Below are 26,851 nucleotides of genomic sequence, written 5' to 3'. Positions count from 1 at the left end.
CGGTGTCTGCCGATCGGGGGGGGGGCTTACGCATGCATCGACGGAAGCATTGGTTGGCAGCACGCCCTATGTCGAGGCACGCTGCTGCGACCTCGATTCATCGGTGATGGAACTGATGAGGCGGGTGACGGCTGTGGTTAAGGTGAGTCGTGAGGCTTTCAGGGCGAGATTTGTGGTGGTTGAAGCCCGAGCACGGGAGGCGCGCATGAATGGTTGCCTTGTACCGCTTGGTGACGGAGATCGAGAAGCAAATCATGTGATTTGGTATAGACTGGATTGCACAATCCAAAATGCGAATCGGTAAGCATTGTCGAGGCTTAAACGAAAAAAACAACATAGGAAAGATCGAGGCCACGATGAAGTTATGGCGGAGGCGTTTGACTCTGATCCAGAATACGCGATGAAACTTGCTGAGGACGTTTTGCGCGATGGCGAACAAGGAGAGATTGAAATTCTGCGTCGGCAGATCCCAATAATTCCAGAAAAATATCAAGGGCAATGATTTTAGTATCGCTCTATCAATGGTTTATTCAAGGGGGGGAAATGGCAGTTCCTGTGCACCATAGGGGTCGCAACGCATATCATTTCACATTGATACAGAATCTTGAATCAATAATTGATCACGGTATTTTTTCGACCAATCAGAAAATTGCTCGCGGCATTCTGCACGTTAACGTCGCTGAGAAAGGAATACAGAGGCGTCGAGCGCTTATGCAAGTGCCTGGAGCCAACGGGCGGTGTGTTCATGATTATGTACCATTCTATTTTGCAAAGAAAACGCCTATGCAGCAGGCGGTGCTCTATAAGAAGAACGTAGATCAGCAGTTCATCATTTACCTTTCCGTTTCGGTTTTGCTGATGGAGACAAGAGCTGGGGCCTATTACACAAGCGCGTCTGCAAATACGGACGTTCCCCCATCTTTCTTTTCTGGAAATCATCAGTCTGATCAGCTCGACCAACTAGATTGGCAAACTATCGATAACGGTCGGTGGGGATATGACGACGATGCTCAGAAGCACCGCAAAATGGCTGAGCTTTTGTTACCAGATCATGTCCCTTTGTCTGAAATTAATCAGATAGTTACATTTAATCGCAGCGTGTCTGACTGTGTTAGGCAAATTTTTCAGAACAAAGGGGTTGTTGCGCCGAACATTGTTGAGGCGGGAGGGGAGCATTATTATCTAGAGCCTGGTAATTGGAATGCTTCTTTGGTTACAGGGCCTTTTTTCCTCAAGCGTTTTGTAGATGAGGCTGTTTCTCATGTGGTCTCATTTCAGCGTCAGGTGATGCCGAAATTCCAGACCTTAAGTGACGCCTTGCGTGCTATTCGCGCTAACTTCGCGGCTATCAGAGAGCTAGAAGATATCGATGGTCTCGGCGCGAACTACGGGCCACATCGCGAAGATGTTGGCGCTCATTCTCGACGTGTTGCGGGTCTGGTGCTGAACTCACCTGAATATATTCATTTGGACCCTGTCCATCGTGAGGTCTTGGAGCTTGCAGCTTATCTCCACGATATAGGCAAAGGGCCCAAAACACGCTGGCCCAATAGCTTTATGAATAAGGCTGACGGTGAACATCCCAAAAAATCCCTGCCTATGTTGAAAAGAATTTTGACTGAGGATTTGCCTATTCTGCCACCAGATATAGTCCGAAAAATTATAATGCTGGTGACTTACGATGACCTACTGGGTGAGATCGTTGCTAAAGGTCGGGACAAAACTCAGTTGTTCGATATAATTACTTGTCCTGAAGATATCACTATGTTGGTGGCTTTGAGTAAGGCTGATATTGGTGCGTTAAGTCAAATTTGGTTGATGCAAGTCTCTGCTGGAATCGATGCCCTCAGAGTTGAGGCTCTTCAAAAATTGCAAGGTAATATTTAATGATAGAGTTTATTTCCGGAGATTTTTTCGATTTTGATGCGGATATCATGATCAATACAGTCAACTGTGTTGGTGTGATGGGTGCAGGTGTGGCGCTCGCATTTAAGAAAAGATTTCCTGAAATGTTCGATGACTATGCTGAGAAGTGTCGTTCGGGCATTATTCGCCCCGGCCTGCCTTCCGTTTGGTTGCAGAAGGATATGATCTCGAAAGACATCGAAATCATAAATTTTCCGACTAAAAATCATTGGAAGAATCCATCTGAGTATCATTATATTGATGATGGGTTGGAATGGCTTTCTAAGTATCTGGAAGATAAGAGTGGAAAAGTAGTAACTCTTCCGGCCCTAGGCTGTGGTCATGGTGGTTTGGACTGGGACAGGGTCCGATCCATGATTGCTGAGAAGCTAAAAAACTCTCCTGCGCATATATATGTCTTTGAGCCTTTCGATTCAGTGAAAGCGGGCAATGTCAAAGCTTCGGAGTCTGACTATGAGCAACTGCTTGGTTCGGTTGGGGCTGGGGTTGTTAAATATGCGTCGGACGCATACCCGGAAAAGTTGCGCATCTACACCAAGAAGGATGTGTACTACTATCCAAAACAGCAAAACAAATTTAGATACGATTTTTCAGTTGTGTGCAGCAGCAAGCCTGACTTAAGTGAGATAAATGCTATACGAAAGTTTGTTGATTTTTGCGTTCTCGAGAAGTGCAGTATTTTGTTTGGGGGGACAGCCTTCGAAAAAAAACTCGCGCTTGAACTTTCGACCCAAGGTCTAATTTGCGGCTGTTTTCTTCCATCCGGAATCTACGAGTCCATAAAAAAAGTATCGTCATCAACGCGAAAAGAAAAGCCTAATCTTCTCTCGATAGGTAATCCAGTAGTTGCCTTCGATAAGAAAGAATTTATGCCTTCTGTTTTTGCGAGGATGTATCTTTCTGAGAAGGTGGTGTTTTTCGCTAGCAAGCTTGCTTGGTTGGAAAAATATAAGAGTCAACTCAAACGGATATCTGTAGATGCGTATTACTGCGTTTCTGAAATCAGCTCACCAGAGGATATAAAGGCGGTATTAGACATTCGGGCAAAAGGATTTGACTTGGATATGCCCCTAACAAGCGTTTTCGCGGATGATATTCACAAGTCTGAGGCGGCTAAGGGAGGGGGATCGAACTCTGCTTGATCTCAGCTTAGCCAAAGTCGAGCATGGTATCGATCATGATACTTTATGCTATCGCATTCATAAGGTTCTGATTTTATCGTTTTTTATAGATTAAAATAATTGAGTGGGAGTGACGTGACGTCCTTCGGGACTGTCGGTGACGGATAAATTCCTCGACGTCCTGATTGCAACCACAATCGTCGCCTTCGCTTTGCTTGCCTGGCGCAGCCGGCTGGGCACGTCGATGAAAAGGTTGGTAGTGAGGGAGCACCGACGGCCGGTTCCTAGAAGTGCCTCCGGTTAGTGCAGCCACGTCCGGCGCGCGTCAGCACGTCCGCATCGGCCAGGCGTGGCTCCGGCAGGCCGCCAATGCGAAAGGAGCTGAGCGCGCCAACGGCATCGAACACCGCAGCTCTCATGCCTCACCTTCTGCAGGCGGGCGACCGCAAATCGCAACCACGGCGGCCTGCACGATGCCCCTCAGTTCCTCGCGCCCGCTGCCGGTGCGCGCCCGCACCGCTAACGTCTGCAGCATGGCCGACGCGACGGCGGCGGCAGATGCGGGATCGACGCCTCTGTTCAACTCATCTTTCGAGCGCTCGAAGCGCTCGCGGAAGGCAAGGTCGACACCTTCGACATAGCTTGCCGCCACAGCCCGCGTATCGGGGTCGCGAAGCGACTCGGTGACGGCCGTGCAGACGACGAAGCACCCGCGCGCTCCCATCTCCCCGGCCAGGGTGCTTTCTGCCGCAGCAAGAAAGAAGTTGCGCAGGACCTCGTGCAGCGGGCCAGCGCTGCCCATGTACTGGCGAACTCCTGTGACGGACCACGCCTTGTTTTCCTCAAGTGCGCGCAGGTAGAGCGCGTGCTTGTCGCCAAACGTCGCGTAGAGGCTAGGGCGGTTGAGTCCGGTTGCGGCAGCAAGCTCATCCAGCGAGGTGGCGGCGTAGCCATGGTTCCAGAACACATCGCGCGCACGTTCCAGCACGGTGGCCTCGTCGAATTTTCGCGGGCGTCCACGCGGCCGAGCGGGGCCTTCGGTTGTTTTATGTACCATTTCGCAAAAAATCCTTGTCGGGATGATTTATGTTCGATACAGTACAAAAACGGAGCCGGGTTGTCATGTCATCCGGCCCGCCTCGCCCACCTGCCTGTTCACAGGCAACCCATATCCACCGACCCAGTGCTCAAGGAATTGAAGATGAAGCAGTACCCTGTTTACGAGAACCCGTACGACGCCCTCCACATCGATGCCGAGACGGTCCTGCAGCTGCATGCGGTCACGCTCGGCGAGAACAGCCTGTCGGCTTACGTTTCCAGCCTTTCCCCGTACGCCGCCAAGTTGCAAGCGTATTTTCGGATCTTCGGCATCAGGCATGAGCTCGTTTCGGTGCCGGTCCCCGACGTTGGCCCACGCGGCAAAGTGCCCTTCATCACCGTCGGCGACACCCGGATTGCCGACAGCGGCCTCATCATCGACTACCTCAAGGGCACGCTCGGCGATCCCGATGCGCACCTGAGCGCGGAGCAGAAAGCGCTCGGCCAGGTGGTGCAGGGCACGCTAGAGGACCATCTCTACTGGATCATCATCTATTACGAGTTCTTCGACCAAGGCGGCTGGGACTTCCTGATGAAGACCATGGTTGGCGACCCGACCGCGCTGCCGCCCGAAATCCAGGAAGCGCTCAAGACGCGTCGGGAAGACTTCCGCAAGCGCTGCTTCGATCAAGGCGTTGCGCGCTTCACCGAAGCGGAGATCATCGACAAGGCCAAGAAAGATCTGAGCGCGATCGACGTGCTGATCGGCGACAAGCGCTTCCTGCTCGGCAATGATCGTCCCAGTTCCTATGACGCAGTGGTCTTCGGTTTCACCCAGGCGTTCTTCCAGGCGCATGGCCTGCACCCGGACATCACCGATTACGCTCGCACGCTTCCGAACCTGGGGCGCTTCATCGCCACGGTCACTGCGCAGTGGTACCCGGAGCTGAAGCTGGCCTTCCAGCCCAGCTGACTGCATCGGTTGCCTGCTGGGCGCAGCGTTCTCGGCGTCCAACCGGAAGACGATGCCGTGTTTTCGCACAGTCGCATCGATGGGCGGCATCAGCGCCCATCACGAGACCGATAACACGCTGTCGTCCTGAGTCAGGGACTGCGCCGAGCAGCTTTCAAGGCGCGCTGATGTAGTGTGGCAAGCGGCATGCGCGGTGTTGGATAACGCGCATGCTGCTCGCTCCTGCAGGGCGCCGGTCCGATCACCTGGTGCTGTCTGCAGGGCAGTAGGGCAAGCCGATGTCGCCGCGACTTCCGTCGTTTGTATCGCAGAATATGCGCACACGATGGCGAAGACGTTGCTCCTGCCGTGCTGCATCCAATCGGTCGGTGTGCCCTTGTGCAGTGGGGGCGCAAGCCATGATGGCAGGCATGTTTTTAGCCAGGCCTAATGAGCAAGCACCGAACCCGCCGGTCAAATTTCACCAATGTCCTAACCCATCGCAGGTAGTGGAATGAATCTCTGGTTTCGCCTGTTGGTCTTGTTCGTGACAAGTCTGTTCCGACCGCGGATGCACGCACGCTCGGATGTGTCGCGTCTCAGGTTGCGCGTGTTGCCGAACGACATCGATGGCAACGTCCACATGACCAATGGACGTTACTGGACGATCTTCGATCTTGGGCGGCTGGACATGGTGCTGCGCACCGGTCTGGCCAAGGTGGCGATGCGAGCGAAGTGGGCGCCGATTGTCGGTTCGGGAGCGATCCAGTTTCGAAGGGAACTCAAGCCCTTCCACGCATTCGATCTTGAAACACGGCTCATCGGCTGGAGCGGAACCCGCTTGATCGTCGAACAGCGGATTTTTACCGGGTCGGACAGAACCCTGACCGCCAGAGGGCTGCTGCTGATCGGTTTCTACGACCGAGGCAACCGAGCATTCGTGAAGGCGGAAACCGTGCTGCAGGCTATCGGCGTCGTGGATACGACATCACCGCCGCTGGGCGAGGCGGCCAATGCATTGCTGGCCACCGACGCCGCCCTCAAATCGGAGATCGACGACTGGACAGCGCTGCGCTGACCCAGCTTGATGACGAACACGCAGGCGCCGGTGCGGGCGAAACAACGCGATTGCGCATCATCGCCTGTCAGGACGTGACATAGGCCAGGACCATCCGGGAGTCCACCGTCATCGCGCGCAGCGCCCTAGACGATCGCAGGCCAGCGATCGCAGCGCAGGTGCATCTAGGGTCAACAACAGCCGATTGCATCTGCCCCGTTGTTGTTTGCCAGCGTCGCGAACACGCAAAAAAACGAGCGCCAGGCGCTCGTCAGTGTCGATCGGAATCAGGTAAGGCGATGCGTCTAAGGCCGCCGAGATCAGGTGCAGCATGGGTAACCTGCGGCGTCGCATGCAGCAGTGAGCTGAAACGATCAGCTCGCTACCGATCCCGCCTCAGCGCACGCGTGCCAATGCCGTGCGCGCGTCGGTCATGAACTTCTGCGATTCCTGCGGCGTGGCCAGATTGGCGCCGAGCTGGCTGAGTACCTGCTCGATATCGCTGGACGCTTCCCAGGCTTCGTCGCACAACATGCCGGCGATGGGGCCGAGATAGTTCAGCGCGACTTTTTCCAGGGCATCGCGTACCCGATCGTCGGGCGCGCCGGCACTGGCGTTGCCTGACGGCGCGGGTGCTGGCGCAGCGGCTGCCACCGGAGCAGCCGCTGCTGGCGCCGGTGCCACGACGGCACGCGCCGGGGCAGGGGCGCCGCCCAGATCCTGCTCGAAACCGCCCATCAACCACTGGCGCGAGTCGTCGCTCAGCAGCGATGGTTTGCCCAGTCCGGCACCGGGGTCTGCCTGGAAGCGGGCCTTCGCAGCGCCGACCATGGTGAGGCGTTGCACCGCCTCGTCATTGCGCAGCATGCGGAAGACCACTTCTTCGATCTGCCCGGCATTGAGGCGGACGATGCAGGAATGGTTTTCTTCGGTGACGACAAACAGAAAGCCGGACGCCTTCTTCAGTGCCAGCGCCCTGAGCTCGCGCAGGACCTCGATCAGCGGACGGAATTCATTGGACATGGCGTCTTCCTTGCATCATCTGGTACGAAATCGGGTGGAGCGGCTCAGCGTTTGCTGAGGCGCTCCATGGCCAACCGGACACTGTTGGACAGGCGGGAGATGGCACGCGCCAGGGTACCAATTTCATCCTTGAGGTTGACCTCTTCGATGGTGTGGTTCCACTTGCCCAGGCTCAGTTCTTCGGCCACGGTGGTCAGATGCTGGATGGGGCGCAGCACGCGGTTCCAGATCAGGGCCCACTGCAGGCCGAGCAACAGGGCGCAGACCAGCAGGCCGATGCCGGCGATCCACAGCGACTGGCGCACGATCACGCCATTGACGTCGCTCTTGGGATACGCCGAGACCAGGGTGAAGCCCCAGTCGGGCACTTCCTGCTTGGTCACGACCCAGTCGTCCGGGCTGTCCTTGACGATGCGCTCGATGGTGGCGGTGTCGGTGGTGGCACCGGTGGTGGACTGGAAGCGCAGCTTGTTCTTGCTGTCGAACACGGCAATGAAGCCGGAATCGAGCACGCGACGGCTGCTGACCACGTTCTCCAGGGCCTGGGTGTCGGCTTTGTAGCCGACGTACCAGGCGCCGATGACGCGCTTGTCGTTGCCGGCAAAGATCGGCTCGTAGCCGGTGACGTACGGGTTGCCGAGGATGTCGACCACACCGTAGAAGCTTTCGCCGTTGCGCAGCTTGGCGGCAGCCTGGCCGTTGGGGTCGAGCACGGTGCCGATGGCGCGGCTGCCGTCGTCCTTCTTGACGTTGGTGGAGATACGCACGAACTCATCGCCGGTACGCGAGAACAGCGTCGCGGTGCCTTCGTGGATGGCGGTGACGTCGTCCAGCATGGTGAAGACGTTGGCCTGCGGGCGCTGGCCCAGCAGCAGGTCGTTGGCGCTGCGGTCGGCGACGCGGATTTCGCTGCCGATGCTCGGGGCGCCCTGCGCATTGGCTTCCTTGCGCAGCTGGCGCATCGAGGAATTGACGCGGTCGAGCATCATCGAGCGGGTGACGGCGAACAAGGTCTGCAAGGACACCGACTGGCGCTCGATCGCGTCGCCGGTCTCGAACTTGACCCGGTTCGCTTCGGTAATGGCCAGAATGACCGTGAGTGCCACCACCACGACCAGCACCAAGGCCAGCACCGGCAACAGCAGGCGCACCCGCAAAGAGTGACGAAGCATCGCAATTCCCCTGAACGCGTTTAGTGATTGAATCGAGTGCCGCCGCAGCGCTGTGCGGCGGTCGGACCTAGCCGTTATCGGCTGTCAGACAAGATGCTGAAGCGGCCCCCATGCCGCTTGGCGGTGCATAAGATAGCTCAAGCCGATCGATTTGGCAGGGCGCGTCGATCGCATCGTGCGCCTTGCGTTCAAGAACGGTGGACCGGGTTACAGAGTTGGCGCTGGCGGGCGCGGTGGGCGGCGGGACGGGCGAGCCCTCCAGGGGCGGTCCATTGCGGCGCCGTCGGTGAGCCGGTCGATGCGCGCGGGGCGTCTTGGCATCCCGCCTGTCGTTGCCGCGCGCCAGCGATGAGCGGATGCAGCGGTGTTTGAACAGCGACCGACGCTTGCGATCTGCCTGGTCGCAGGCGGCTCAGGTTTCCAGCGACAGGATTCCCCGGCGCAGGGCGACGGTGACCGCATGGGTGCGATCGCGCACGCCGAGCTTGGCCAGGATGTTCTTCATATGCGCCTTGACCGTCTCTTCGGAAATGCTCAAGGCATTGCCGATCTGCTTGTTGGAGCATCCGGTGGCCACCAGGCTCAGTACCTCCGTCTCGCGGCCGGACAGCGCGTCGTCGAGCACGTGGGCGGCGATGTTTTCGGCCACCGACGCCGGAACATGCCGCCGCTGGCCGCGGCGCACGTCGCGGATGGTGTCGACCAGCTCGCGGCGCAGCGCGCTCTTGAGCAGATAGCCGCAGGCGCCGGCCTGCAGTGCGCGCACCGCACGCACATCGCCGGTATAGGTGGTCAACACGATGACCTTGGCGGCGGGGTCGACACGGCGGATGCGCTGGATGGCTTCGACGCCATCCACGCGCGGCATCTGCAGATCCATCAGCACCACGTCCGGACGCAGGCTGGCGTAGCAGGCCACGGCCTGTTCGCCGTCTTCGGCCTCGCCGACCACACGCATGTCGTGTTCGGCGGCGAGCATGGCACTGAGACCGTCGCGCAGCAGCGGATGATCGTCTACCACCAGCACGTCGGTCGGTTTGACCATCTCAGCCATTGGAGCTCTCCGTGGAGCGTGCAGGTCGAAATCGCCGCCACCAGCGCGGTGGCGTCGCATAGGCGGTGCGGGCCGGAAGCGTGATCTGGATTGCGGTGCCGCTGCCTGGACGCGACCACAACTGCATCGTGGCGCCGATGCGTTTGGCGCGTTCCTGCATGCCGGTCAGCCCCCAGTGCCCGGTGCGCGCATGCCCATGCAGCACGTCCGGATCCAGGCCGCAGCCATCGTCGCGGATGCGCAGCACGAAGTCACGTGAACCGTAGCGCAGTTCCAGCGCGATGCGCGCGGCGCCGGCATGGCGATCGGCATTGGCCAATGCTTCGCGGCCAAGCTGGAACACTTCGTCGGCCACCATCGGACGCAGCGCCACCGGGCGTCCTTCAACCGACACCTGCAGTTCGGCAGACGGCGGTGGCATGGTGGCCTCGCGTGCGCGCTGCAGTGCGGCGGCCAGATCCTGGCGCAGCGAATAACTGTCGCGCAGGCCATTGACGCGGTCGCGGCCTTCGATCAGCGCATTCTCGGCCAGGTCGACCGCCTGTTCGAGCTCCAGCCGCCGCGGGTCGTCCTGCGGCAACGAGCGGCTGGCGGCATGCAGCCGCAGGATCAGGCCCTGCGTGCCCTGCAACAAGGTGTCGTGCAACTCGCGCGCGATGCGCTCGCGTTCGCGGTAGCGCTCTTCCAGGCGTGCACGCAGGCGTCCGGCAATACGCCGGGTGCGCATGCGCCACAGCATCGCAAGCGTCAGCAGCAGCGCGAGCGCGACGCACACCTTGAATTGCCAGGTCTGCACGAAGGCCGCTTCGATGACGAAGTCCAGCGTGTCGCCGCGCGCGTTCCACACGCCATCGTTGTTGGCGGCGGCAATGCGGAAGCGGTAACGGCCGGGCGCGAGGTTGGTATAGAACGCCTCGTTACGGTTGCCGGCGTCCTGCCATTGCGCGTCCACGCCCTCCAGCCGGTAGCGGAAGCGCACGCGTTCGGGCCGGGTCAGGCTCACGGCGTCGTAGCCGATGCGCAGGCGGTGCGTCCACTTGGGCAGGCGCAGCCCGGCGGTGCGCGGGTAGGGACGGTCGTTGGCGACCACGTCGGTGATGAAGACCTCCGGCGCGGTGGGGTTGCGGTAGGTCTGTTCGGGGTTCAGCCAGGCCAGGCCCTGGTTGGTGGTGAACCACAACAGGCCGTCGTCGGCGGCGATGGCCGTGGGGACCGGTGTGGCCTGCTGAGCGACACCGGGCAACCCGTCCATGATGTCGTACAGGCGCAGCGCCGGGCTGCCCACGCCCGATTGCACGCTCTGTAGCAGCGCACGTTGAGCGATCTGCACCACGCCGCGGTTGCCGTTCAACCACAGCGTGCCGTGCCGGTCCTGCACGATGCCGGTGATGCCCTGCAGGAGCGGATTGGTCTGATCGGCCACTTGCCGGAACCGGCCGTCGGCGCCCAGCGCTGCCAGCCCGGTTTCGCCGGCGACCAGCGTGAGCGACGGGCCTTGCCAGATGGCGGTGATCGGCCCCACCGACAGGCCATTTTCTGCGCTGTAGTGCGTCACCTGCCGGCCCTGCAGCAGGCGCGCATCGCCCTTGATGGTGCCCACCCACAGGCCGCCATCGCGCGTATTGGCCAGCACCGTGCACGGGCTGTCCTGCAGATCGGGCAGCGGCTGCCAGGCGCTGCCGTCGAAAGCGTAGGGGCCGCCGGCATCCGGGCAGACCCAGGGATGGTTGCGGTTGTCCACGACGAAGGCGCGGATGGCGCCGGTCGCCAGGCCGAGCGGCAGCGCCACCGGTTGCACGCGGCCGACCTGCAGACGCAGCAAGGCGTGCTCGCCAAGCACCCAGCCGTTGGCGGTCGCCGGCACATCCAGGATGTGGTGGGACGCACCATGCTGCAAACCTTCCACGCGATCGCGGCTCAAGGCCAGCAGCCGGCCATCGCGCAGGCTGGCCAGGAGCGGGCGTGCGGCGGTGCCCGGCGCGGGATTGAAGGTCGCCACGGCCATCGCCTGGCCCGGCAGCAAGGACGCCAATGGCAACAACGCGCGATGCCGGAACCGGTTGAGGCCCAGATTGGTACCGGCCCACAGATTGCCTTCGCGGTCTTCGAGCAAGGGGCCGGCAGTGGCCGAGGTCAGGCCTTGTACGGTTCCGAAGCGTTCCAGCACCGGCGTGGGCGATGTGGGCAAGGCGATCCGGAACAGGCCATGCGCCGCGTAGTCGCTGCCCCATAGCGCGCCATCGCGCATGAACCGGATGCGCCGCGCGAACAGCCCGGGAAATTGCAGCCGGGCACGGGCCGCGGCGGGCAGCACGTGGCCCTGCGCATCGGTCAACGCAAACACGCCGCGGTACGGGTCTGCGACCCAGATCGCTCCGTCCGGACTTTCGGCCAAGGTGACGTAAAGACCCACCTGCTGGCCGCTGGGTTCGAAGCGTTTGGCGCCAGGCCGCAACGACAGAATCTGGGTGCCGTCGCTGACCCAGAGCGTGCCGCGCACATCGCGCAGCAGCCAATGCGCGCGCTCGGCGGTGTAGCCCCAGTCGGCGCCTGCACGCTGCCAGCGCTGCCCATCGAACCAGCACAAACCGCCATCGATGGCAGCCCACCAGCGCCCACTGCCATCGTGCTCGATGCGGAACACCATGCCGGCGGGCACGTCCTTGCCCGGGCTGAAGTGCGTCAGGTGCCCGTCGGCAACGCGATCGATGCCGGCGTTGAAGTAGCCGATCCAGGCGGTATCGTCCGGCGCCAGCGCAAGCGTGGTCATGTTGTGCGACGCATAGGCCTCGCCATCCGGCGCCGCCTGCCGCGCGAAACGGTCGCCATCGAACTGAAACAGGCCAAATCCGGTCGCCAGCCACAATGGCCCGGCCTCGGCTTGCTGGATATCCCAGATATCGGCCGGTGCGCCGCGCTCGGTGCTCCAGGCGGTGTGGTGGAATTGCAGCAGCCCCGCACGCGTTGCGGCGATGCCTTGGGCGTACACGGGATTGCACGGCCACCCGCAACTGCACATCACAACGATCACCGCCGCGCACAGGCGCCAGAGCAGGTGGAATCGGATGGGGGGCTCGCGCGGCATTGCAGCATTGTCGGGCGAGATCGGGGCCAAGCACCACCACCTCTTTCGGGGGAGGCAGGTCGGGCAGGAAATCGGCTACGCATGGACCGGCATGTTGCGTGGGGTGCGTGCGTGTCGCTGCGATGCAGTGTGCGCCGAGCTGGATGCCAGCGGTGGGTTGCAGCAGTAATGACGCTGCCTTGCAGCGTGTCATTCGTGCGCTGGCGTCCGCTTGGTTTGCGTGCGTTGTGGATGCCGGCTTGGACACTGCAAAGCGCGACAGAAACGACGGCGCGGTATCGCCGCTGCGTCGGCGTGCAGGCGCGATGCATGCCATGACGATGCACCCGTGCGATCCCATGCGTGCTTGTGGCAGCACGCATGCCGCTCACCCGAAAGAGTGAGCGATCGGCCTCACCATCAGGGGTGAGGCGATCGGCAGGTTCGCCCCACCATGGCGCCATTCCCCGCCGGAGACACCACATGGCACGTCTGACTGCCGCCGGTCGCCCCGATCTGCATGCAGGCAACACCAACGCACTGTACGCCCCGCGCGCACGTGCCGTGGCCAGAGCGCTGCAGTACATCGACACGCATCTGTACGAGCCCATCGGCGTGACGCAACTGGCCGGCGCCGCCTGCATGAGCCGCTTCCATTTTGCGCGCGTGTTTCGCGATGCGCTGGGCGCCAGCCCGATGGAGTATCTGCGTCGTCGTCGCCTCGAACGCGCCCAGGCCATGCTGCGTGAAGGCCGCCACACCATCAGCCAGATCGCCACCGATCTGTGTTTCTTCGATCAAAGCCATTTCGTCCGCAGCTTTCGCAACGCCACTGGCTGCACGCCGGCGCGCTTTGCCGCGCAAGTGGCGAACGATCCCTGCGCCGCGCGCCCCCAGCCGCGTGCGCATCGGCACATCGCCGGTTCTTTTTCATCCTCCCTGGAGCATCACGCATGACCACCGCCACCGCCGTCCCCGGTAAGTCCCTGTTGTCGCCCGGCGATCACGCGCTGATCCTGATCGACCATCAATCGCAGATGGCGTTCGCCACGCATACCATCGACATCTCGGCGCTGCGCAACAACGTGTCGCTGATTGCCAAGGGCGCCAAAGGCTTCAAGGTGCCGGTGATCTTGACCACCGTTGCAGAGAAGTCGTTCTCCGGCCCGCTGTTTCCCGAGCTGCCGGAGATCTTTGCCGGCGAACCGGTGTTCGATCGCACCAGCATGAATGCCTGGGAAGACCAGGGTGTGATCGATCGCGTCAACGCCATCGGCAAGCAGCGTCTGGTGATTGCTGGGCTGTGGACCAGCGTCTGCATCGTCGGCCCGACGCTGTCGGCGATCGAGCAGGGGTTCGAGGTCTACGTCATCACCGATGCCTGCGGCGATGTCAGCGACGAAGCGCACGAGCGCGCGGTGACGCGGATGGTGCAGGCCGGCGCCGCGCCCATCACCAGCGTGCAGTACCTGCTGGAACTGCAGCGCGACTGGGCACGCAGCGACACCTACGACCTCACCACCGGCATCGCGCGTGCGCATGCGGGCGGCTACGGCATCGGCATTCAGTACGCCAAGACCATGTTCGGCGCGCAGGAAGGCGGGCATTGAACGCATCGGCACCACGCGGCAACGCCGGCCTTGCAGCGGCATTGCTGATGCTGCGCATCGCCGGCGGCGGGTTCCTGCTACCGCATGGCCTGGGCAAGTTGCCGGGATGGTTTGGTGGACCGGGACTGGCTGGATTTGCCGCTGAATTACAGCAATTCGGCTTTCCGTCTGCGCAACCGTTGCCGTTGCTGCTGGCCTTGGTGCAGACGCTCTCGGGGCTGGCGGTGTTACTGGGGCTGTGGACGCGCGTCAGTGCAGCGCTGGCGGCGGTGTTCATCGCCACCACCGTCGTGGTGGCCGTGCCCAAGGGCTGGTTCTGGATGCACGGCGGGATGGAATACCCGCTGATGTGGCTGCTGGTGTTGCTGGGGCTGGTTGCCGCTGGCGGTGGCGCATGGTCGCTGGATGGGCTGCGCAGGCGTGGTGCGGCATGAGCGGCTTACCGAATGATCACGATGCCGGGCGGCGCCTGTGGATGCAGGGCGCCGCTGCCGGTCTTGCGTTGGGCGCCTTGCCCGGCGCTTCGTCTGCTTCAGGGAAGTCTCCGATGGTCGATCTTGTCGTTCGCAACGCACGCATCACCACCCTCGATCCACGTCAGCCCAGCGCCACCGCCATTGCAGTGGCCGATGGACGCATCGTGGCGGTGGGCGACGAGGCGCAGATCATGGCGCTGGCAGCTGGCGCCCGCAGCATCGATGCGCAAGGCCGACGCCTGTTGCCCGGCCTCAATGACAGCCACACCCATCTGATTCGCGGCGGGCTCAACTACAACCTGGAGCTGCGCTGGGATGGCGTGCGCTCGCTTGCCGATGCGATGGCGATGTTGAAGGCGCAGGTCGACCGCACCCCAGCGCCGCAATGGGTGCGTGTGGTCGGCGGATTCACCGCGCATCAGTTCGTCGAAAAGCGCTTGCCGACCCTGGACGAGATCAATGCCATCGCACCGGAGACACCGGTATTTTTGCTGCATCTGTACGACCGCGCCCTGCTGAACCGCGCGGCCTTGCGCGCTTGCGGCTACGACAAGACCACGCCGGATCCGCCAGGCGGACGCATCGAGCGCGACAAGCTGGGCAACCCCACCGGCTTGCTGCTGGCCAAGCCAAATGCCCTGATTCTCTACGCCAGCCTGGCCAAGGGCCCGCGACTGCCGTTGGAGTATCAGGCCAATTCCACACGCCATTTCATGCGCGAACTCAACCGGCTGGGGATCACCTCGGTGATCGATGCCGGCGGCGGTTTCCAGAATTATCCGGAGGACTACCAGGTCATCGAACAGTTGCACGCGGCCGACCAGTTGAGCGTGCGCATCGCCTACAACCTGTTCACCCAGAACAAGGGCAAGGAAGTCGACGACTTCCGCGGCTGGACCGAGATGCTGCCGGTGCGCAAGGGCGACGATCTGCTGCGGCACAACGGCGCCGGCGAAATGCTGGTGTTTTCGGCGGCGGATTTCGAGCAGTTCAGCGAGCCGCGCCCGGAGCTGCCGCCGGAACTGGAGCCCGAGCTGGAGCAGGTGGTGCGGTTGCTGGTCGAAAAGCGTTGGCCATTCCGTATCCATGCCACCTACGACGAAAGCATCGGACGCATTCTCGATGTGTACGAAAAGGTCAATGCCGACATTCCGTTCGATGGCCTGCATTGGTTCGTCGATCACGCCGAAACCATCACGCCACGCAATATCGACCGCATTCGCACCTTGAACGGCGGTATCGCCGTGCAGCACCGCATGGCGTATCAGGGCGAAGCGTTTGTCGAGCGCTACGGCGTACAGGCTGCGCGGCACACGCCACCGGTGCGCCGCATGTTGGCCGCCGGCGTGCCGGTGGGCGCCGGCACCGATGCGACGCGCGTGGCCAGTTACAACCCGTGGGTGGCGCTGTCGTGGCTGGTCACCGGACGTACGGTGGGCGGTCTGGCGTTGTACGGGGAAGAGAACCTGCTCGACCGTGAGCAGGCGTTGCGGCTATGGACGCAGGGCAGCGCGTGGTTCTCCGGCGACGAGGGCCACAAGGGCACGCTGGCGGCGGGGCAACTGGCCGATTTCATCGTGTTGTCCGACGATTACTTCCGCGTCGACGATGCCGCCATTGCCGACATCACCAGCGTGCTGACCGTGCTGGGTGGGCGCGTCGTCCATGGCGACGGCGACTTCGCCGCACTGGCGCCCACCTTGCCGCCGGCGATGCCGGACTGGTCGCCGGTCAACCGGTTCGGCGGCTATCACGTGGGTGGTGCGGTCAGCGGGCTTGCCAGCGCCACGCACACGCATGGCCATGGCTGTCGCGCGCACGGACCGCATGGACATGCAGCGCAGCATGCCGCGCCCAGCGATGATCTGCGCGGCTTCTGGGGCGCATTGGGTTGCGCGTGTTTCGCGTTCTGAGATCGGCACTACAGCGATGCGCCTGCCGGCGCATCCTGGCCCGTCACCTTGTTTGTTTCACCCCGTCCACTGGAGCCTTGCCGCGATGACTTCTTCTGCCGCACCCGCCGATAGCGGTGCCTGGGCGCCGCTGCGCGAGCCGATCTTTCGTGCCTTATGGCTGGCCATCCTAGGCAGCAACATCGGCACCTGGATCAACGATGTCGCCGCGTCCTGGGTGATGGCCGAACAGACGGGTTCGCCGTTGATGGTGGCGGCGGTGCAGTCGGCCACCACCTTGCCGGTGGTGCTGTTCGCACTGGTGGCCGGCACGCTGGCCGACATCGTCGACCGCCGCCGCTACCTGATGCTCACCCAGGGCTGGATGTTGCTGGTGGCCGCAGCCTTGGCCTTGCTATCGCATCTGCAATTGCTCACCCCGTGGGTACTGGTGGCATTGACCTTTGCGATGGGCATGGGCGCGGCAATGGCGATGCCTGCGCAGGCGGCAATCGTGTCGGAACTGGTGCCGCGGCCGATGCTGGCCTCGGCGGTGGCGCTCAATTCGATCGGCATGAACATCGCCCGCTCGATCGGCCCGGCGGTTGGCGGTTTGATCGTGGCGCAATTCGGGCCGCCGTGGGCATTCTTGCTCAATGGCGTGACCTTCGGTCTGATGCTGCTGGTGTTGTGGCGTTGGCGTCGCGATGCGCATGTCTCCGCATTGCCGCCGGAGAGCTTCGGCGCGGGCCTGCGTGCCGGTCTGCGCTACGCGGCACGCGCCGGGCGCTTGCAGGCGGTACTGATCAAGGCCGCCGGGTTCTTCCTGTTCGCCAGCGCGTTGACCGCTTTGCTGCCGTTGGTGGTCCGTCGCGACATGCAGTTGGGTGCCGGCAGCTACGGCATCTTGCTTGGCTGCATCGGCATCGGTGCGATCAGTGGGGCGTTGCTGTTGCCACGCCTGCGTGCGCGCTACGACCGCGACCTGCTGGTGTTCGTGGCCACCCTCGTGTGCGCCGCCTCGTTGCTGGGGCTGGCATTGTCGCGTCAGATCGGCGTGCTGTGCGTGGTGATGGTGGTCAACGGCCTGGCCTGGATCACCGTGCTGTCGTCCTTGCAGATCGCCGCGCAAACGGCGGTGCCTGCCTGGGTGCGCGCACGCGCATTGTCGCTGTACATCGTGGTGTTTTCCGCGGGTATGGCGGCCGGCTCGCTGGTCTGGGGCGCGTTGGCGCAGCGCACCTCGATCGCGACCGCCCTGCAGATTGCCGCCGTTGGCGCGGTGATCGCGGCGCTGCTGGTCAAGCGCGCACGCATTGCCGGCACCGAACAGCTGGATCTCGTCCCCGGCGGGCATTGGCCCGTGCCGGCGCAGTCGGATGCGGTCGAACACGATCGCGGCCCGGTGCTGGTGACGGTCGAATACCGCATCGCTGCCGACGCGCGCGTGACCTTCCTGCAGCTGATGACGCAACTGGGCAACGCGCGGCGTCGTGATGGTGCGGTGGTCTGGGGTATCGCCGAAGACGCGGCAACACCCGGCGTGCAACTGGAATACTTCATCGTCGCCTCGTGGCTGGAACATCTGCGCCAGCACGAGCGCGTCACCGGCGACGACCGCCAGCTGCAGGAGCAGATCCGTGCCCTGCATCAAGGCGAGCGCGCGCCGGTGGTCCGCCATTTCGTCGGTGGCGGCGGTGTGGCGGTGCCGCCGCATGCGCATGCCGATATCTGAGAACTTCATCAGCGCGACGCTCCCGATCGGCCCGGTGCTGAAATGGATGTCGCTTTCTGCTGCCAGGTCGGCCACGCCTGCCGCGCGTGAGGCCGGTTGCCGGCGCTGGCAATGACCTGAGCGAACGCAATGCTGGAGCGCCTGCTGGCCCAACGGACGGGGCGCAACCTGCTTGCTGGCAGCGGCCCGATCGGCCGCACGGTTAGCCAGGGCAGCGCACGTGTCCTTCACCGCTCGGCGTATTGCTTGCGCTGCCGATCGACATTGGCTGCGACTGCCTGACCTGCCATTGCCGGCACTGCCTTAGCTGAGCGTCGCGTTGCCGGTGGTCGTGCTGCATGGCGGCTTCTTGCGGGCACTGGCTGCTGCGCTCACCGGTGGCTGGCCGATCCATGCCTGAAGCTGGTCCGTTGCGCGGTGTTGCGACCACGCTGCGAAGGTGCACCGTCGCCATCCCGCTTGCTGGTTCGGCATCCTTGCGAGCACGGCGTGGGTCCAAGCTCGCCTGCAGGAGGCGCATTGGGGCGCCACTGGCAACAGGCCTGTCGACGCTGAGACAGCCAGCCCGATCACAACGGATCTGCGCGCAGCAAAGCAACGCGCACCAAAACAAAAGGCCGGCTCTCACGAGCCGGCCTTTGTCTTAGGCAGTGAAGCAAGAATCAGCGCTTGGCGAAGGCCAGCAGATCCTTGTTGAACTGATCGGCATGGGTGATGGTCAACCCGTGCGGCGCGCCAGCGTAGATCTTCAGTTCGGCGTTGCTGATGATCTTGGCCGACAACTTGCCCGATGCATCGATCGGCACGATCTGGTCGTCGTCGCCATGCACCACCAGCGCCGGCACGTCGATCTTCTTCAGGTCGGCGGTGTAATCGACCTCGGAGAATTCCTTGATGCAGTCGTACTGCCCCTTGTGGCCGCCCAGCATGCCCTGCAGCCAGAACGCATCGCGCATGCCCTGGGTGACGGTGTTGCCGTCACGGTTGGCACCGAAGAACGGCGTGGTCAGGTCCTGATAGAACTGCGAACGGTCCTTGGCAACGCCATCGCGGATGCCGTCGAACACGCTCATCGGCAGGCCGCCCGGATTGGTTGGGCTCTTGACCATCTGCGGCGGCACTGCACCGACCAATACCACCTTGGCCACGCGCTTGCTGCCATGGCGGCCGACGTAATGGGCCACTTCGCCACCGCCGGTGGAATGGCCGACCAGGATCGCGTCCTTCAGGTCCAGTGCGTCGATCACTGCAGCCAGATCGTCCGCATAGGTGTCCATGTCGTTACCATCCCAGGTCTGCGACGAGCGGCCATGGCTGCGGCGATCGTGTGCGATCACGCGGTAGCCGTGCTGGCCCATGAACAGCATTTGCGGGTCCCAGGCATCGCCGCTGAGCGGCCAGCCATGTGCGAAGACGACCGGCTGGCCCTTGCCCCAATCCTTGTAGAAGATGTTGGCGCCGTCGGGGCGTTTGACGAAATTGGACATCGGGTTGACTCCGTGAGTGGACGAGTGGGGTGAGGTGGCGGCGGGGGCGCGTGCGGGAGGTGCGGCAGTGGCGAACGCGGGTAGCGACAACGCTGCCACGGCGACCGTGCCGGTGATGAGAAAGCTGCGGCGTCCGGCGTCGGCCGGATGCGCCTCGAACGGATCCATAAACACTCCTGGGGCGAGGGGCATGCAGCCCGGCGATGGCACGATGCGAGCGCATCGTGCTTGCATGGGCCTGCGCCACGCAGTGCGACGCAGGCCACGGGCGTGCCGGTGCATGCGGGCAGTAGACCGCCTGCGTTGCAGCGCAGATTGCATCTGCGTGCGCTCTACAGCGGTTATCCCCAGTGTTGCGGATCAGCTCGTTCGCTGCAGTCGATGCGCGGTTGTGGATCGTCCAGGCATCCACGTCGCACGAACGCAATGCAGCGCCGATCAAAGCCCCTCCGTGCATCGCTGCCTGGTTCCGCAGCGCGCGCCGATGCCGTATCGCATCGACCACGCCGGTTGTGCCCGTCACTCAGTGCAGCGCGGTGTCCCACAGCAGCTTGCCGTTCAAGACAACGATCACTGCTGCAATCACCCAGGCCATGCGTACCAGCCAGGCCGGGGCCACCAGCTTGCCCATCAGGGTTCGGTCCGAGACAAAGCGCACCAGCGGGATCACCGCAAACGGCAATTGCATCGACAGCACGACCTGGCTCAACACCAACAGCCGCGCAGTGCCGGCCTCGCCGTACAACCAGGTCACCACCACCACCGGCACGATGGCGATGCCGCGGGTGAGCAAGCGGCGCACCCACGGCGGCAAGCGCAATTGCAAAAAGCCTTCCATCACGATCTGTCCGGCCAACGTCGCGGTGACCGTCGAGTTGACGCCGGAGGCGAGCAGGGCGACCGCAAACAACGTCGAGGCCAGCCCCACGCCCAGCATCGGCGCGAGCAGGGCATGCGCCTGTTCGATCTCCTGCACATCGGTGCGGCCCTGCGCATGGAACACCGCTGCGGCCAGAATCAGGATCGACGCGTTGATGAACAACGCGAACATCAGCGCCACGGTGCTGTCGGTCACCGCCCAGCGCAGCGCCGAGCGACGTCCGTCGTCGGTGCGCGGATAGGCGCGCGTCTGCACGATCGACGAATGCAAATACAGGTTATGCGGCATCACGGTGGCGCCGATGATGCCGATGGCCAGATACAGCGCCTGCGGATCGGTGACCACCTGCGCACGCGGAATGAAGCCGCCCAGCACTGCCGCGATCGGCGGTGCCGCCAGTGCGATCTGGATGCCGAAGCACACGAAGATGATCAGCAGCAACGCCATCACAAACGCTTCCAGTGCACGGAAGCCGCGATTCATCAGCAACAGCACCAGCACCACATCGATCGCAGTGATGATCGCGCCCACGGTGAGCGGAATACCGAACAACAGCTTCAACGCGATCGCGGTGCCGATCACTTCGGCAAGATCGCAGGCGATGATCGCCAGCTCGCACAGCACCCAGAGCGCCAGGTTCACGCCACGCGGGTAGCGCGCGCGGCAGGCCTGCGCCAGATCCAGCCCGGTGGCGATGCCCAACCGCGCCGACAGGCTCTGCAACACGATCGCCATGACATTGGACAGCAGGATCACCGACAGCAACAGATAGCCGAACTGCGAGCCGCCGGCCAGATCGGTCGCCCAGTTGCCCGGATCCATGTAACCCACCGACACCATGTAGCCGGGGCCCAGAAATGCGAGCAGACGGAACCACCAATGGCCGTTCCTGGGCACGGCCACACTGCCGTGATGGTCGCCCAACCCGCCGTTGCTGGAGGCGGACGAACGTGCGGGGGGAAGGATGTCGGCGGACATGCAGGGCAGGGGGCGAGGGCGGTCGTAGGGATGATATAGCAAGTGCTATGCTGTTGAGCATTGGCAAACTCAATCGTATTGATCGGCCGCGTGCTTCACACTACGCACCCGGCACCGATGCCGGACGCGACGACGAGGATGCGGGTGGGCAAGAGCGAAAAGCTGGCGGCGGCTGCGCCGTCCCTGATCGATGCGCAGGTGCATATGGAGAGCTTCCGCCAGGTGCGCGAAGCGCGCCGCGCCGAGCTGGTCGAGGACTATGTGGAGCTGATCTCCGATCTATTGGTCGACGGCGGCGAGGCCCGTCAGGTCGATATCGCCGCGCGCCTGGGCGTGGCGCAGCCCACCGTGGCCAAGATGCTCAAGCGCCTGGTCCGCGACGGCTGGGTGGTACAGCGCCCGTACCGCGGCGTGTTCCTGACCCCCGCCGGCGAGGCATTGGCAGCCTCCAGCCGCCAGCGGCATCAGATCGTCGAGCGCTTCCTGCTCGCACTGGGCATCGACGAAGCCACCGCCCGTCGCGATGCGGAAGGCATCGAACACCATGTCAGCGAGGCCACCGTTGCCGCGTTCGCCGCGTTTCTCGATCGCCAGGGCGGTCCGGCCACGTGAGTGCGCCGGCCGCACCGCTGGTCGATACGTCGCAGGCGGCCATCGATACGCACTGGATGCAGCACGCCCTGCAGCTGGCCGAGCGTGCCGAACGCGACTATGACGAAATCCCGGTCGGGGCGGTGCTGATCGACACCGATGGCAACGTGCTGGGCGAGGGCTGGAACTACAACATCGCCAGCCACGACCCCAGCGCGCATGCCGAGATCATGGCCATGCGCGAAGGCGGGCGCCGCCTGGCCAATCACCGCCTGATCGGCTGCACGCTCTACGTCACGCTGGAGCCGTGCGCGATGTGCGCCATGGCCATGATCCATGCGCGCATCGCCCGCGTGGTGTTCGCCGCCAGCGACCCCAAGACCGGCGCCTGCGGCAGTGTGTTCGACCTGTTGGCCTACCCGCGTCACAACCATCGCGTGCAGGTGGCGGGCGGCGTGCTGGCGGCAGAGGCAAGCCTGCGGCTGACCAATTATTTTCGCGCCAAGCGTGGCAAGCCGCCGCTCGTGCCCTGAGCGGCACGGCCGCGGTATGATGCGCGCCCTTTCAGTACCCCGGCCGGCAACGGCCTCCACAGGACGGTGATATGGCAGACAACGTTGCGGGCAACGACCGACTGATCTGGATCGATCTGGAAATGACCGGCCTGGATACCGATCGCGATTCGATCATCGAGATCGCCACCATCGTGACCGATGCGCAGTTGAACGTGCTTGCCGAAGGGCCGGAACTGGCCATCGCCCACCCGCTGGCCACCCTGGAAGCGATGGACGAGTGGAACCGCAACCAGCACCGTCGCTCGGGCCTGTGGCAACGCGTGCTCGACAGCCAGGTCACCCATGCACAGGCCGAAGCGCAGACGGTGGCGTTTCTGGGCGAGTGGATCCGCGCCGGCGCCTCGCCGATGTGCGGCAACTCGATCTGCCAGGACCGCCGCTTCCTGCATCGCCAGATGTCGCGCCTGGAGCGTTATTTCCACTACCGCAATCTCGACGTGTCCACCATCAAGGAGCTGGCGCGCCGCTGGGCGCCGACGGTGGCAAATGGTTTTGCCAAGAGCTCGGCGCACACCGCATTGAGCGATGTGCGCGATTCCATCGACGAACTACGTCACTACCGCCAGTTCATGGGTGCACTCGGCGGCGATACCGCTGTGGGTGTGGAAGGCTGAGAAACTGCCGGCGTGTGTTCCGCAGTCTGGGCGTGCGGTGGCTTGAGGCGTCCAGCAATCTTGATGTGTCCAGCGCGCCATTGAAGCGCCTGTCAACGTCACTTGGTTGCAAGGCTTGCAAACACGACTCCGAGCAATCCATACGAATAAAACAGGCCGCATCGTCCGATGCGGCCTGTTTGTTTTCTACTGCGGGATTGCCTGTCTCGCCGCATCAACGCGCCAACGAAGGTCCCTTGTTCAGATCGCCATCATCGGTAATGCCTTTGAGCAACAGATCGGAGATCGGCTTGCCGTCGGCATCGTGGTGATACACATGCAGGTCGCGCTGCGGATACGGAATGTTCAGCCCGTTTTCCAGCAGTTGGTTGCGGATCTGCTCCAATGTGGTGCTCTTGGCGGCGCCGAAATTGCCGTTGGTGGCGTAGGCGAACAGCATCAGGTCCACCGTGCTCTCGCCCAGGTTGGTGACCTGCACGAACGGCGCCGGCGCATCCAGGATGTTCGGATTGTCCTTGGCGATCTGCAGCAGCAGTTGCTGTGCCTTCTTCAGATCGTCGCCATATCCCACGCCAACGGTCACTTCCAGGCGACGGTTGGGCAGGGTGCTGTAGTTGACGATGGGCGCGGTGGTGATTGTGCTGTTGGGCAGGGTGATCATGCGTTCGTCGAAGCTACGCAGCCGGGTCTGGAAGATCCGGATCTCGTCCACGATGCCTTCCTGGCCGGCGATCACCACGTGGTCGCCGTCGCGCATCGGCCGCAGCACGATCAGCATCACGCCGGCGGCGATGTTGGATAGCGAATCCTTCAACGCCAGGCCGACGGCCAGACCGGCCGCACCCAGTACCGCGATCAGCGAGGTCGGCGGCACGCCGATCTTGCTCAGCGCGCTGACGAATACCAGCACCAGCAGCAACGCATACGACACGTTGCGCAGGAAGTTGGTCAGCGTGATCTCGATGCGGGCGCGGGTCAGCGCACGGTGCAGCCACTGGCTGAGTTGCTTGGCCAGCCACATGCCGACCACCAAAATCAGCAGCGCCAGCCCCCAGTTGAGCGCGTATTGCGCCCAGGGGATGTTGGCCCAGTTGAACGCGGGCTCCGCCGCCTTGGCTGCCGCCGGCTTCGCAGCGACTGCTCCCGCAGCCGCTGCCAACAAAGCACCCACCATTCCGGTCAGCCCTCGCTCTTGAGCTTGGCCAGACGCAGCCAGGTATCGACCACGGTGTCGGGATTCAGCGACACCGATTCGATGCCTTCCTGCATCAACCACTCGGCCAGCTCCGGATGATCCGACGGCCCCTGGCCGCAGATGCCCACGTACTTGCCCTTGGCGCGCGCCGACTTGATCGCCATCGACAGCAGCTTCTTGACCGCCGGGTTCCGCTCGTCGAACAGGTGCGCCACGATCGAAGAATCGCGGTCCAGGCCCAGGGTCAGCTGGGTCAGGTCGTTGGAGCCGATCGAGAAACCGTCGAAGATCTCCAGGAACTCGTCGGCCAGCAGCGCGTTGGACGGCAGCTCGCACATCATGATGATCTTCAGCCCGTTCTCGCCCTGCTTGAGCCCGTTCTGCTCCAGCACCTCGATCACCTTGCGGCCTTCTTCCAGCGTGCGCACGAACGGGATCATCACCCAGAGGTTGTCCAGGCCCATCTCGTTACGCACCTTCAGCACCGCCTTGCACTCCAGCGCAAACGCCTTGGTGAAGGACGGGTCGACATAGCGGCTGGCGCCACGGAAGCCGATCATCGGGTTCTCTTCGTGCGGCTCGTAACGCGAGCCGCCGATCAGGTTGGCGTACTCGTTGGACTTGAAGTCCGACAGGCGCACGATCACCGTGTTCGGCGCCACCGACGCAGTCAGCGTCGCGATGCCTTCGGCCAGACGGTTGACGTAGAAGCTGACCGGATCGCCATAACCGGCGATCTTGGCGTCGATCTTCTTGCGGACGTCGGCATCCTGCTTGTCGTATTCCAGCAGCGCATTGGGATGGATGCCGATATGCGCGGCAATGATCATTTCCAGACGTGCCAGGCCGATACCGGCATTAGGCAGCTGCCCGAAGTCGAAGGCGCGCTCCGGGTTGGCCACGTTCATCATGATCTTGAGCGGGGCAGGCGGCATGTTGCCCAGGTCGGTGGTGGTGCGCTCGAACGGCAGCAGGCCGTCGTAGATGAAGCCGGTGTCGCCTTCGGCGCAGCTCACCGTCACTTCCTGACCATCGCTGATCACATCGGTGGCATTGCCCGAGCCGACCACGGCCGGCACGCCGAGTTCGCGCGCGATGATCGCCGCGTGGCAGGTGCGGCCGCCGCGGTTGGTGACGATGGCCGACGCGCGCTTCATCACCGGCTCCCAATCGGGATCGGTCATGTCCGCAATCAGCACATCGCCCGCCTGCACGCGATTCATGTCGTCCAGCGAGCGCACCACGCGTGCGACGCCGCTACCGATCTTGGCGCCGACCGCGCGGCCTTCGACCAGGATCTTGGCGTCCTTGGCTTCCAGCGAGAAGCGCTCGATCTGGGTGGCGTGGCTGCGCGACTTCACCGTTTCCGGTCGCGCCTGCACGATAAACAGCTTGCCGCTCACGCCGTCCTTGGCCCACTCGATATCCATCGGGCGGCCGTAATGCTTTTCGATCACCAGCGCCTGCTTGGAAAGCTCCTGCACGTCTTCGTCGCTGATCGAGAAGGTATTGCGCAGTTCCACCGGCGTGTCTTCGGTACGCACGCGCTCGCCGGGCACATCCGAGTACACCATGCGGATCGCCTTGCTGCCGAGCGAGCGGCGCAGGATGGCCGGCTTGCCTGCACTGAGCGTGGGCTTGTAGACGTAGAACTCGTCCGGGTTGACCGCGCCCTGCACGACCACTTCGCCCAGACCGAAGCTGGAGGTGACGAACACCACGTCGCGGAAGCCGGACTCGGTGTCGAGCGTGAACAACACGCCAGCCGCACCCACGCCCGAGCGCACCATCAGCTGCACGCCCGCCGACAGGAACACGTCTTCGTGCTTGAAGCCATGGTGCACGCGGTAGGCAATCGCGCGGTCGTTGTAGAGGCTGGCGAACACTTCCTTGACCTTGTGCACGACATCGTCGGCGCCGGTCACATTGAGAAAGGTTTCCTGCTGGCCTGCGAACGAGGCATCGGGCAGGTCTTCTGCGGTGGCAGAAGAACGCACTGCCACCGCGACGCCGCCGCCACCATTTTCTGCGCACAGCTGCGCATAGGCGGTGCGGATGTCGCGGTCCAGTTCCGGCTGCAGCGGGGCATCGATCACCCAGCCGCGGATTTCCTTGCCGGCCGCGGTGAGTGCGGTGACGTCTTCGACGTCCAGCGTCGCGAGCTTGTCGAAAATGCGCTTGGACAGATCGTTGTGCGCGATGAAGTCCTTGAACGCTTCGGCAGTGGTCGCATATCCACCGGGAACCGAAACGCCCAGCCCGGCCAGGTTGCCGATCATCTCGCCGAGCGAGGAGTTCTTACCGCCTACGCGGGCCAGGTCGGCCAGGCGTAGCTCATGCAACCACAGGATATTCTCGTTCAAGCGCGATGCTCCGTAAGGCCATCGCCCGAGCGGGCTGAATGGCCGCGA

The 26,851-nt window shown here is 62.9% G+C and carries 22 protein-coding genes; 13 read left to right on the top strand and 9 right to left on the bottom strand.

The features are described 5' to 3' along the window. Positions 1-364 precede the first annotated feature (364 nt). The 3 genes from Y887_RS20970 to Y887_RS18980 are packed head-to-tail and all read left to right on the top strand — an operon-like array spanning position 365 to position 3,068. Complete coding sequence (locus Y887_RS20970; protein WP_169749483.1) at positions 365-502, top strand: hypothetical protein; 138 nt, start codon at positions 365-367, stop codon at positions 500-502. Further along, positions 499-1,887, top strand: a complete 1,389-nt coding sequence (locus Y887_RS09715) for a DarT ssDNA thymidine ADP-ribosyltransferase family protein (protein WP_211256990.1) — start codon at positions 499-501, stop codon at positions 1,885-1,887. Before Y887_RS20970 ends, Y887_RS09715 begins: the two co-directional genes overlap by 4 nt. Next, positions 1,887-3,068 carry a macro domain-containing protein gene (locus tag Y887_RS18980; RefSeq protein ID WP_046964125.1) on the top strand — a complete coding sequence of 394 codons (1,182 nt, stop codon included), beginning with the start codon at positions 1,887-1,889 and terminating at the stop codon, positions 3,066-3,068. The genes Y887_RS09715 and Y887_RS18980 overlap by 1 nt, the downstream gene beginning before the upstream one ends. 394 nt (positions 3,069-3,462) lie before the next feature. Here Y887_RS18980 and Y887_RS09705 read toward each other — a convergent pair whose 3' ends face one another. Beyond that, complete coding sequence (locus Y887_RS09705; protein ID WP_046964124.1) at positions 3,463-4,104, bottom strand: TetR/AcrR family transcriptional regulator; 642 nt, start codon at positions 4,102-4,104, stop codon at positions 3,463-3,465. A gap of 126 nt (positions 4,105-4,230) precedes the next feature. On the opposite strand from Y887_RS09705, the gene Y887_RS09700 reads away from it, so the two are divergent. Both Y887_RS09700 and Y887_RS09695 read left to right on the top strand, forming a co-directional pair. Then, positions 4,231-5,058: a glutathione S-transferase family protein gene (locus Y887_RS09700; RefSeq protein ID WP_162199163.1), complete on the top strand. Its 828-nt coding sequence runs from the start codon at positions 4,231-4,233 to the stop codon at positions 5,056-5,058. Positions 5,059-5,551: 493 nt separating this feature from the next. Continuing rightward, on the top strand, positions 5,552-6,115 hold the full coding sequence (locus Y887_RS09695) for a thioesterase family protein (RefSeq protein WP_046964122.1): 564 nt from the start codon (positions 5,552-5,554) through the stop codon (positions 6,113-6,115). A 375-nt stretch (positions 6,116-6,490) separates the two neighbouring features. On the opposite strand, the gene Y887_RS09690 is transcribed toward Y887_RS09695, so the two are convergent. The 4 genes from Y887_RS09690 to Y887_RS09675 form a co-directional block, all read right to left on the bottom strand. Further along, positions 6,491-7,117, bottom strand: coding sequence for a DUF8082 domain-containing protein (locus Y887_RS09690; RefSeq protein ID WP_046964121.1), 627 nt, complete (start codon positions 7,115-7,117; stop codon positions 6,491-6,493). A gap of 44 nt (positions 7,118-7,161) precedes the next feature. Beyond that, positions 7,162-8,289 carry a Cache 3/Cache 2 fusion domain-containing protein gene (locus Y887_RS09685; protein ID WP_046964120.1) on the bottom strand — a complete coding sequence of 376 codons (1,128 nt, stop codon included), beginning with the start codon at positions 8,287-8,289 and terminating at the stop codon, positions 7,162-7,164. Between the two features lie 412 nt (positions 8,290-8,701). Further along, positions 8,702-9,343 carry a response regulator gene (locus tag Y887_RS09680; protein ID WP_046964119.1) on the bottom strand — a complete coding sequence of 214 codons (642 nt, stop codon included), beginning with the start codon at positions 9,341-9,343 and terminating at the stop codon, positions 8,702-8,704. Next, the gene (locus Y887_RS09675; protein ID WP_046964118.1) at positions 9,336-12,428 is read right to left on the bottom strand and encodes a sensor histidine kinase; all 3,093 of its coding nucleotides are present in this window, start codon (positions 12,426-12,428) and stop codon (positions 9,336-9,338) included. The genes Y887_RS09680 and Y887_RS09675 overlap by 8 nt, the downstream gene beginning before the upstream one ends. A gap of 462 nt (positions 12,429-12,890) precedes the next feature. On the opposite strand from Y887_RS09675, the gene Y887_RS09670 reads away from it, so the two are divergent. The 5 genes from Y887_RS09670 to Y887_RS09650 all read left to right on the top strand — a co-directional run bounded on the left by Y887_RS09670 (position 12,891) and on the right by Y887_RS09650 (position 18,120). After that, positions 12,891-13,364, top strand: a complete 474-nt coding sequence (locus Y887_RS09670; protein WP_046964117.1) for a helix-turn-helix transcriptional regulator — start codon at positions 12,891-12,893, stop codon at positions 13,362-13,364. After that, positions 13,361-14,017, top strand: coding sequence for a hydrolase (locus Y887_RS09665; protein WP_046964116.1), 657 nt, complete (start codon positions 13,361-13,363; stop codon positions 14,015-14,017). The genes Y887_RS09670 and Y887_RS09665 overlap by 4 nt, the downstream gene beginning before the upstream one ends. Beyond that, positions 14,014-14,451: a DoxX family protein gene (locus tag Y887_RS09660; protein ID WP_046964115.1), complete on the top strand. Its 438-nt coding sequence runs from the start codon at positions 14,014-14,016 to the stop codon at positions 14,449-14,451. Before Y887_RS09665 ends, Y887_RS09660 begins: the two co-directional genes overlap by 4 nt. A gap of 113 nt (positions 14,452-14,564) precedes the next feature. Further along, positions 14,565-16,406: an amidohydrolase gene (locus tag Y887_RS09655; RefSeq protein ID WP_181113268.1), complete on the top strand. Its 1,842-nt coding sequence runs from the start codon at positions 14,565-14,567 to the stop codon at positions 16,404-16,406. Positions 16,407-16,491: 85 nt separating this feature from the next. After that, positions 16,492-18,120 (top strand): MFS transporter, encoded by a 1,629-nt coding sequence (locus Y887_RS09650; protein ID WP_046964113.1) that lies wholly within the window; start codon positions 16,492-16,494, stop codon positions 18,118-18,120. Between the two features lie 662 nt (positions 18,121-18,782). Here the strand turns inward: Y887_RS09650 and Y887_RS09645 are convergent. Together Y887_RS09645 and Y887_RS09640 are read right to left on the bottom strand one after the other, a co-directional pair. After that, positions 18,783-19,607 (bottom strand): alpha/beta fold hydrolase, encoded by an 825-nt coding sequence (locus Y887_RS09645; protein ID WP_046964133.1) that lies wholly within the window; start codon positions 19,605-19,607, stop codon positions 18,783-18,785. A gap of 523 nt (positions 19,608-20,130) precedes the next feature. Further along, complete coding sequence (locus Y887_RS09640) at positions 20,131-21,465, bottom strand: Nramp family divalent metal transporter (RefSeq protein ID WP_046964112.1); 1,335 nt, start codon at positions 21,463-21,465, stop codon at positions 20,131-20,133. Between the two features lie 144 nt (positions 21,466-21,609). Here Y887_RS09640 and mntR point away from each other — a divergent pair, with 144 nt between their 5' ends. From mntR to orn, 3 genes are all read left to right on the top strand, one after another. After that, a complete protein-coding gene (mntR, locus tag Y887_RS09635; protein WP_046964132.1) occupies positions 21,610-22,077 on the top strand; it encodes a manganese-binding transcriptional regulator MntR in 468 nt (155 codons plus the stop codon). After that, positions 22,074-22,589, top strand: coding sequence for a tRNA adenosine(34) deaminase TadA (tadA, locus tag Y887_RS09630; protein WP_046964111.1), 516 nt, complete (start codon positions 22,074-22,076; stop codon positions 22,587-22,589). The genes mntR and tadA overlap by 4 nt, the downstream gene beginning before the upstream one ends. A gap of 71 nt (positions 22,590-22,660) precedes the next feature. Further along, positions 22,661-23,245: an oligoribonuclease gene (orn, locus tag Y887_RS09625; protein WP_046964110.1), complete on the top strand. Its 585-nt coding sequence runs from the start codon at positions 22,661-22,663 to the stop codon at positions 23,243-23,245. Between the two features lie 214 nt (positions 23,246-23,459). On the opposite strand, the gene Y887_RS09620 is transcribed toward orn, so the two are convergent. Continuing rightward, the gene (locus Y887_RS09620) at positions 23,460-24,419 is read right to left on the bottom strand and encodes a mechanosensitive ion channel family protein (protein ID WP_046964109.1); all 960 of its coding nucleotides are present in this window, start codon (positions 24,417-24,419) and stop codon (positions 23,460-23,462) included. A gap of 5 nt (positions 24,420-24,424) precedes the next feature. Further along, positions 24,425-26,803 carry a phosphoenolpyruvate synthase gene (ppsA, locus tag Y887_RS09615; RefSeq protein ID WP_046964108.1) on the bottom strand — a complete coding sequence of 793 codons (2,379 nt, stop codon included), beginning with the start codon at positions 26,801-26,803 and terminating at the stop codon, positions 24,425-24,427. Between the last annotated feature and the right edge of the window lie 48 nt (positions 26,804-26,851).

Origin of the sequence: Xanthomonas pisi DSM 18956 (genome assembly GCF_001010415.1) — a bacterium.
Taxonomy (GTDB): domain Bacteria; phylum Pseudomonadota; class Gammaproteobacteria; order Xanthomonadales; family Xanthomonadaceae; genus Xanthomonas; species Xanthomonas pisi.
The sequence above is the reverse complement of the archived record's forward strand: the minus strand, read 5'-3'. Positions and strand labels throughout refer to the sequence as shown.

Coding starts and splice junctions, on each gene's coding strand:
- Y887_RS09715 (WP_211256990.1), top strand. CDS start 499: ATGATTTTAGTATCGCTCTATCAATGGTTTATTCAAGGGGGGGAAATG.
- Y887_RS09680 (WP_046964119.1), bottom strand. CDS start 9,343: ATGGCTGAGATGGTCAAACCGACCGACGTGCTGGTGGTAGACGATCAT.
- Y887_RS09620 (WP_046964109.1), bottom strand. CDS start 24,419: ATGGTGGGTGCTTTGTTGGCAGCGGCTGCGGGAGCAGTCGCTGCGAAG.
- Y887_RS09685 (WP_046964120.1), bottom strand. CDS start 8,289: ATGCTTCGTCACTCTTTGCGGGTGCGCCTGCTGTTGCCGGTGCTGGCC.
- Y887_RS09705 (WP_046964124.1), bottom strand. CDS start 4,104: ATGGTACATAAAACAACCGAAGGCCCCGCTCGGCCGCGTGGACGCCCG.
- Y887_RS09645 (WP_046964133.1), bottom strand. CDS start 19,607: ATGTCCAATTTCGTCAAACGCCCCGACGGCGCCAACATCTTCTACAAG.
- Y887_RS18980 (WP_046964125.1), top strand. CDS start 1,887: ATGATAGAGTTTATTTCCGGAGATTTTTTCGATTTTGATGCGGATATC.
- Y887_RS09670 (WP_046964117.1), top strand. CDS start 12,891: ATGGCACGTCTGACTGCCGCCGGTCGCCCCGATCTGCATGCAGGCAAC.
- Y887_RS09695 (WP_046964122.1), top strand. CDS start 5,552: ATGAATCTCTGGTTTCGCCTGTTGGTCTTGTTCGTGACAAGTCTGTTC.
- Y887_RS09650 (WP_046964113.1), top strand. CDS start 16,492: ATGACTTCTTCTGCCGCACCCGCCGATAGCGGTGCCTGGGCGCCGCTG.
- orn (WP_046964110.1), top strand. CDS start 22,661: ATGGCAGACAACGTTGCGGGCAACGACCGACTGATCTGGATCGATCTG.
- Y887_RS09675 (WP_046964118.1), bottom strand. CDS start 12,428: ATGCCGCGCGAGCCCCCCATCCGATTCCACCTGCTCTGGCGCCTGTGC.
- Y887_RS09665 (WP_046964116.1), top strand. CDS start 13,361: ATGACCACCGCCACCGCCGTCCCCGGTAAGTCCCTGTTGTCGCCCGGC.
- Y887_RS09640 (WP_046964112.1), bottom strand. CDS start 21,465: ATGTCCGCCGACATCCTTCCCCCCGCACGTTCGTCCGCCTCCAGCAAC.
- Y887_RS20970 (WP_169749483.1), top strand. CDS start 365: ATGGCGGAGGCGTTTGACTCTGATCCAGAATACGCGATGAAACTTGCT.
- Y887_RS09690 (WP_046964121.1), bottom strand. CDS start 7,117: ATGTCCAATGAATTCCGTCCGCTGATCGAGGTCCTGCGCGAGCTCAGG.
- Y887_RS09655 (WP_181113268.1), top strand. CDS start 14,565: ATGGTCGATCTTGTCGTTCGCAACGCACGCATCACCACCCTCGATCCA.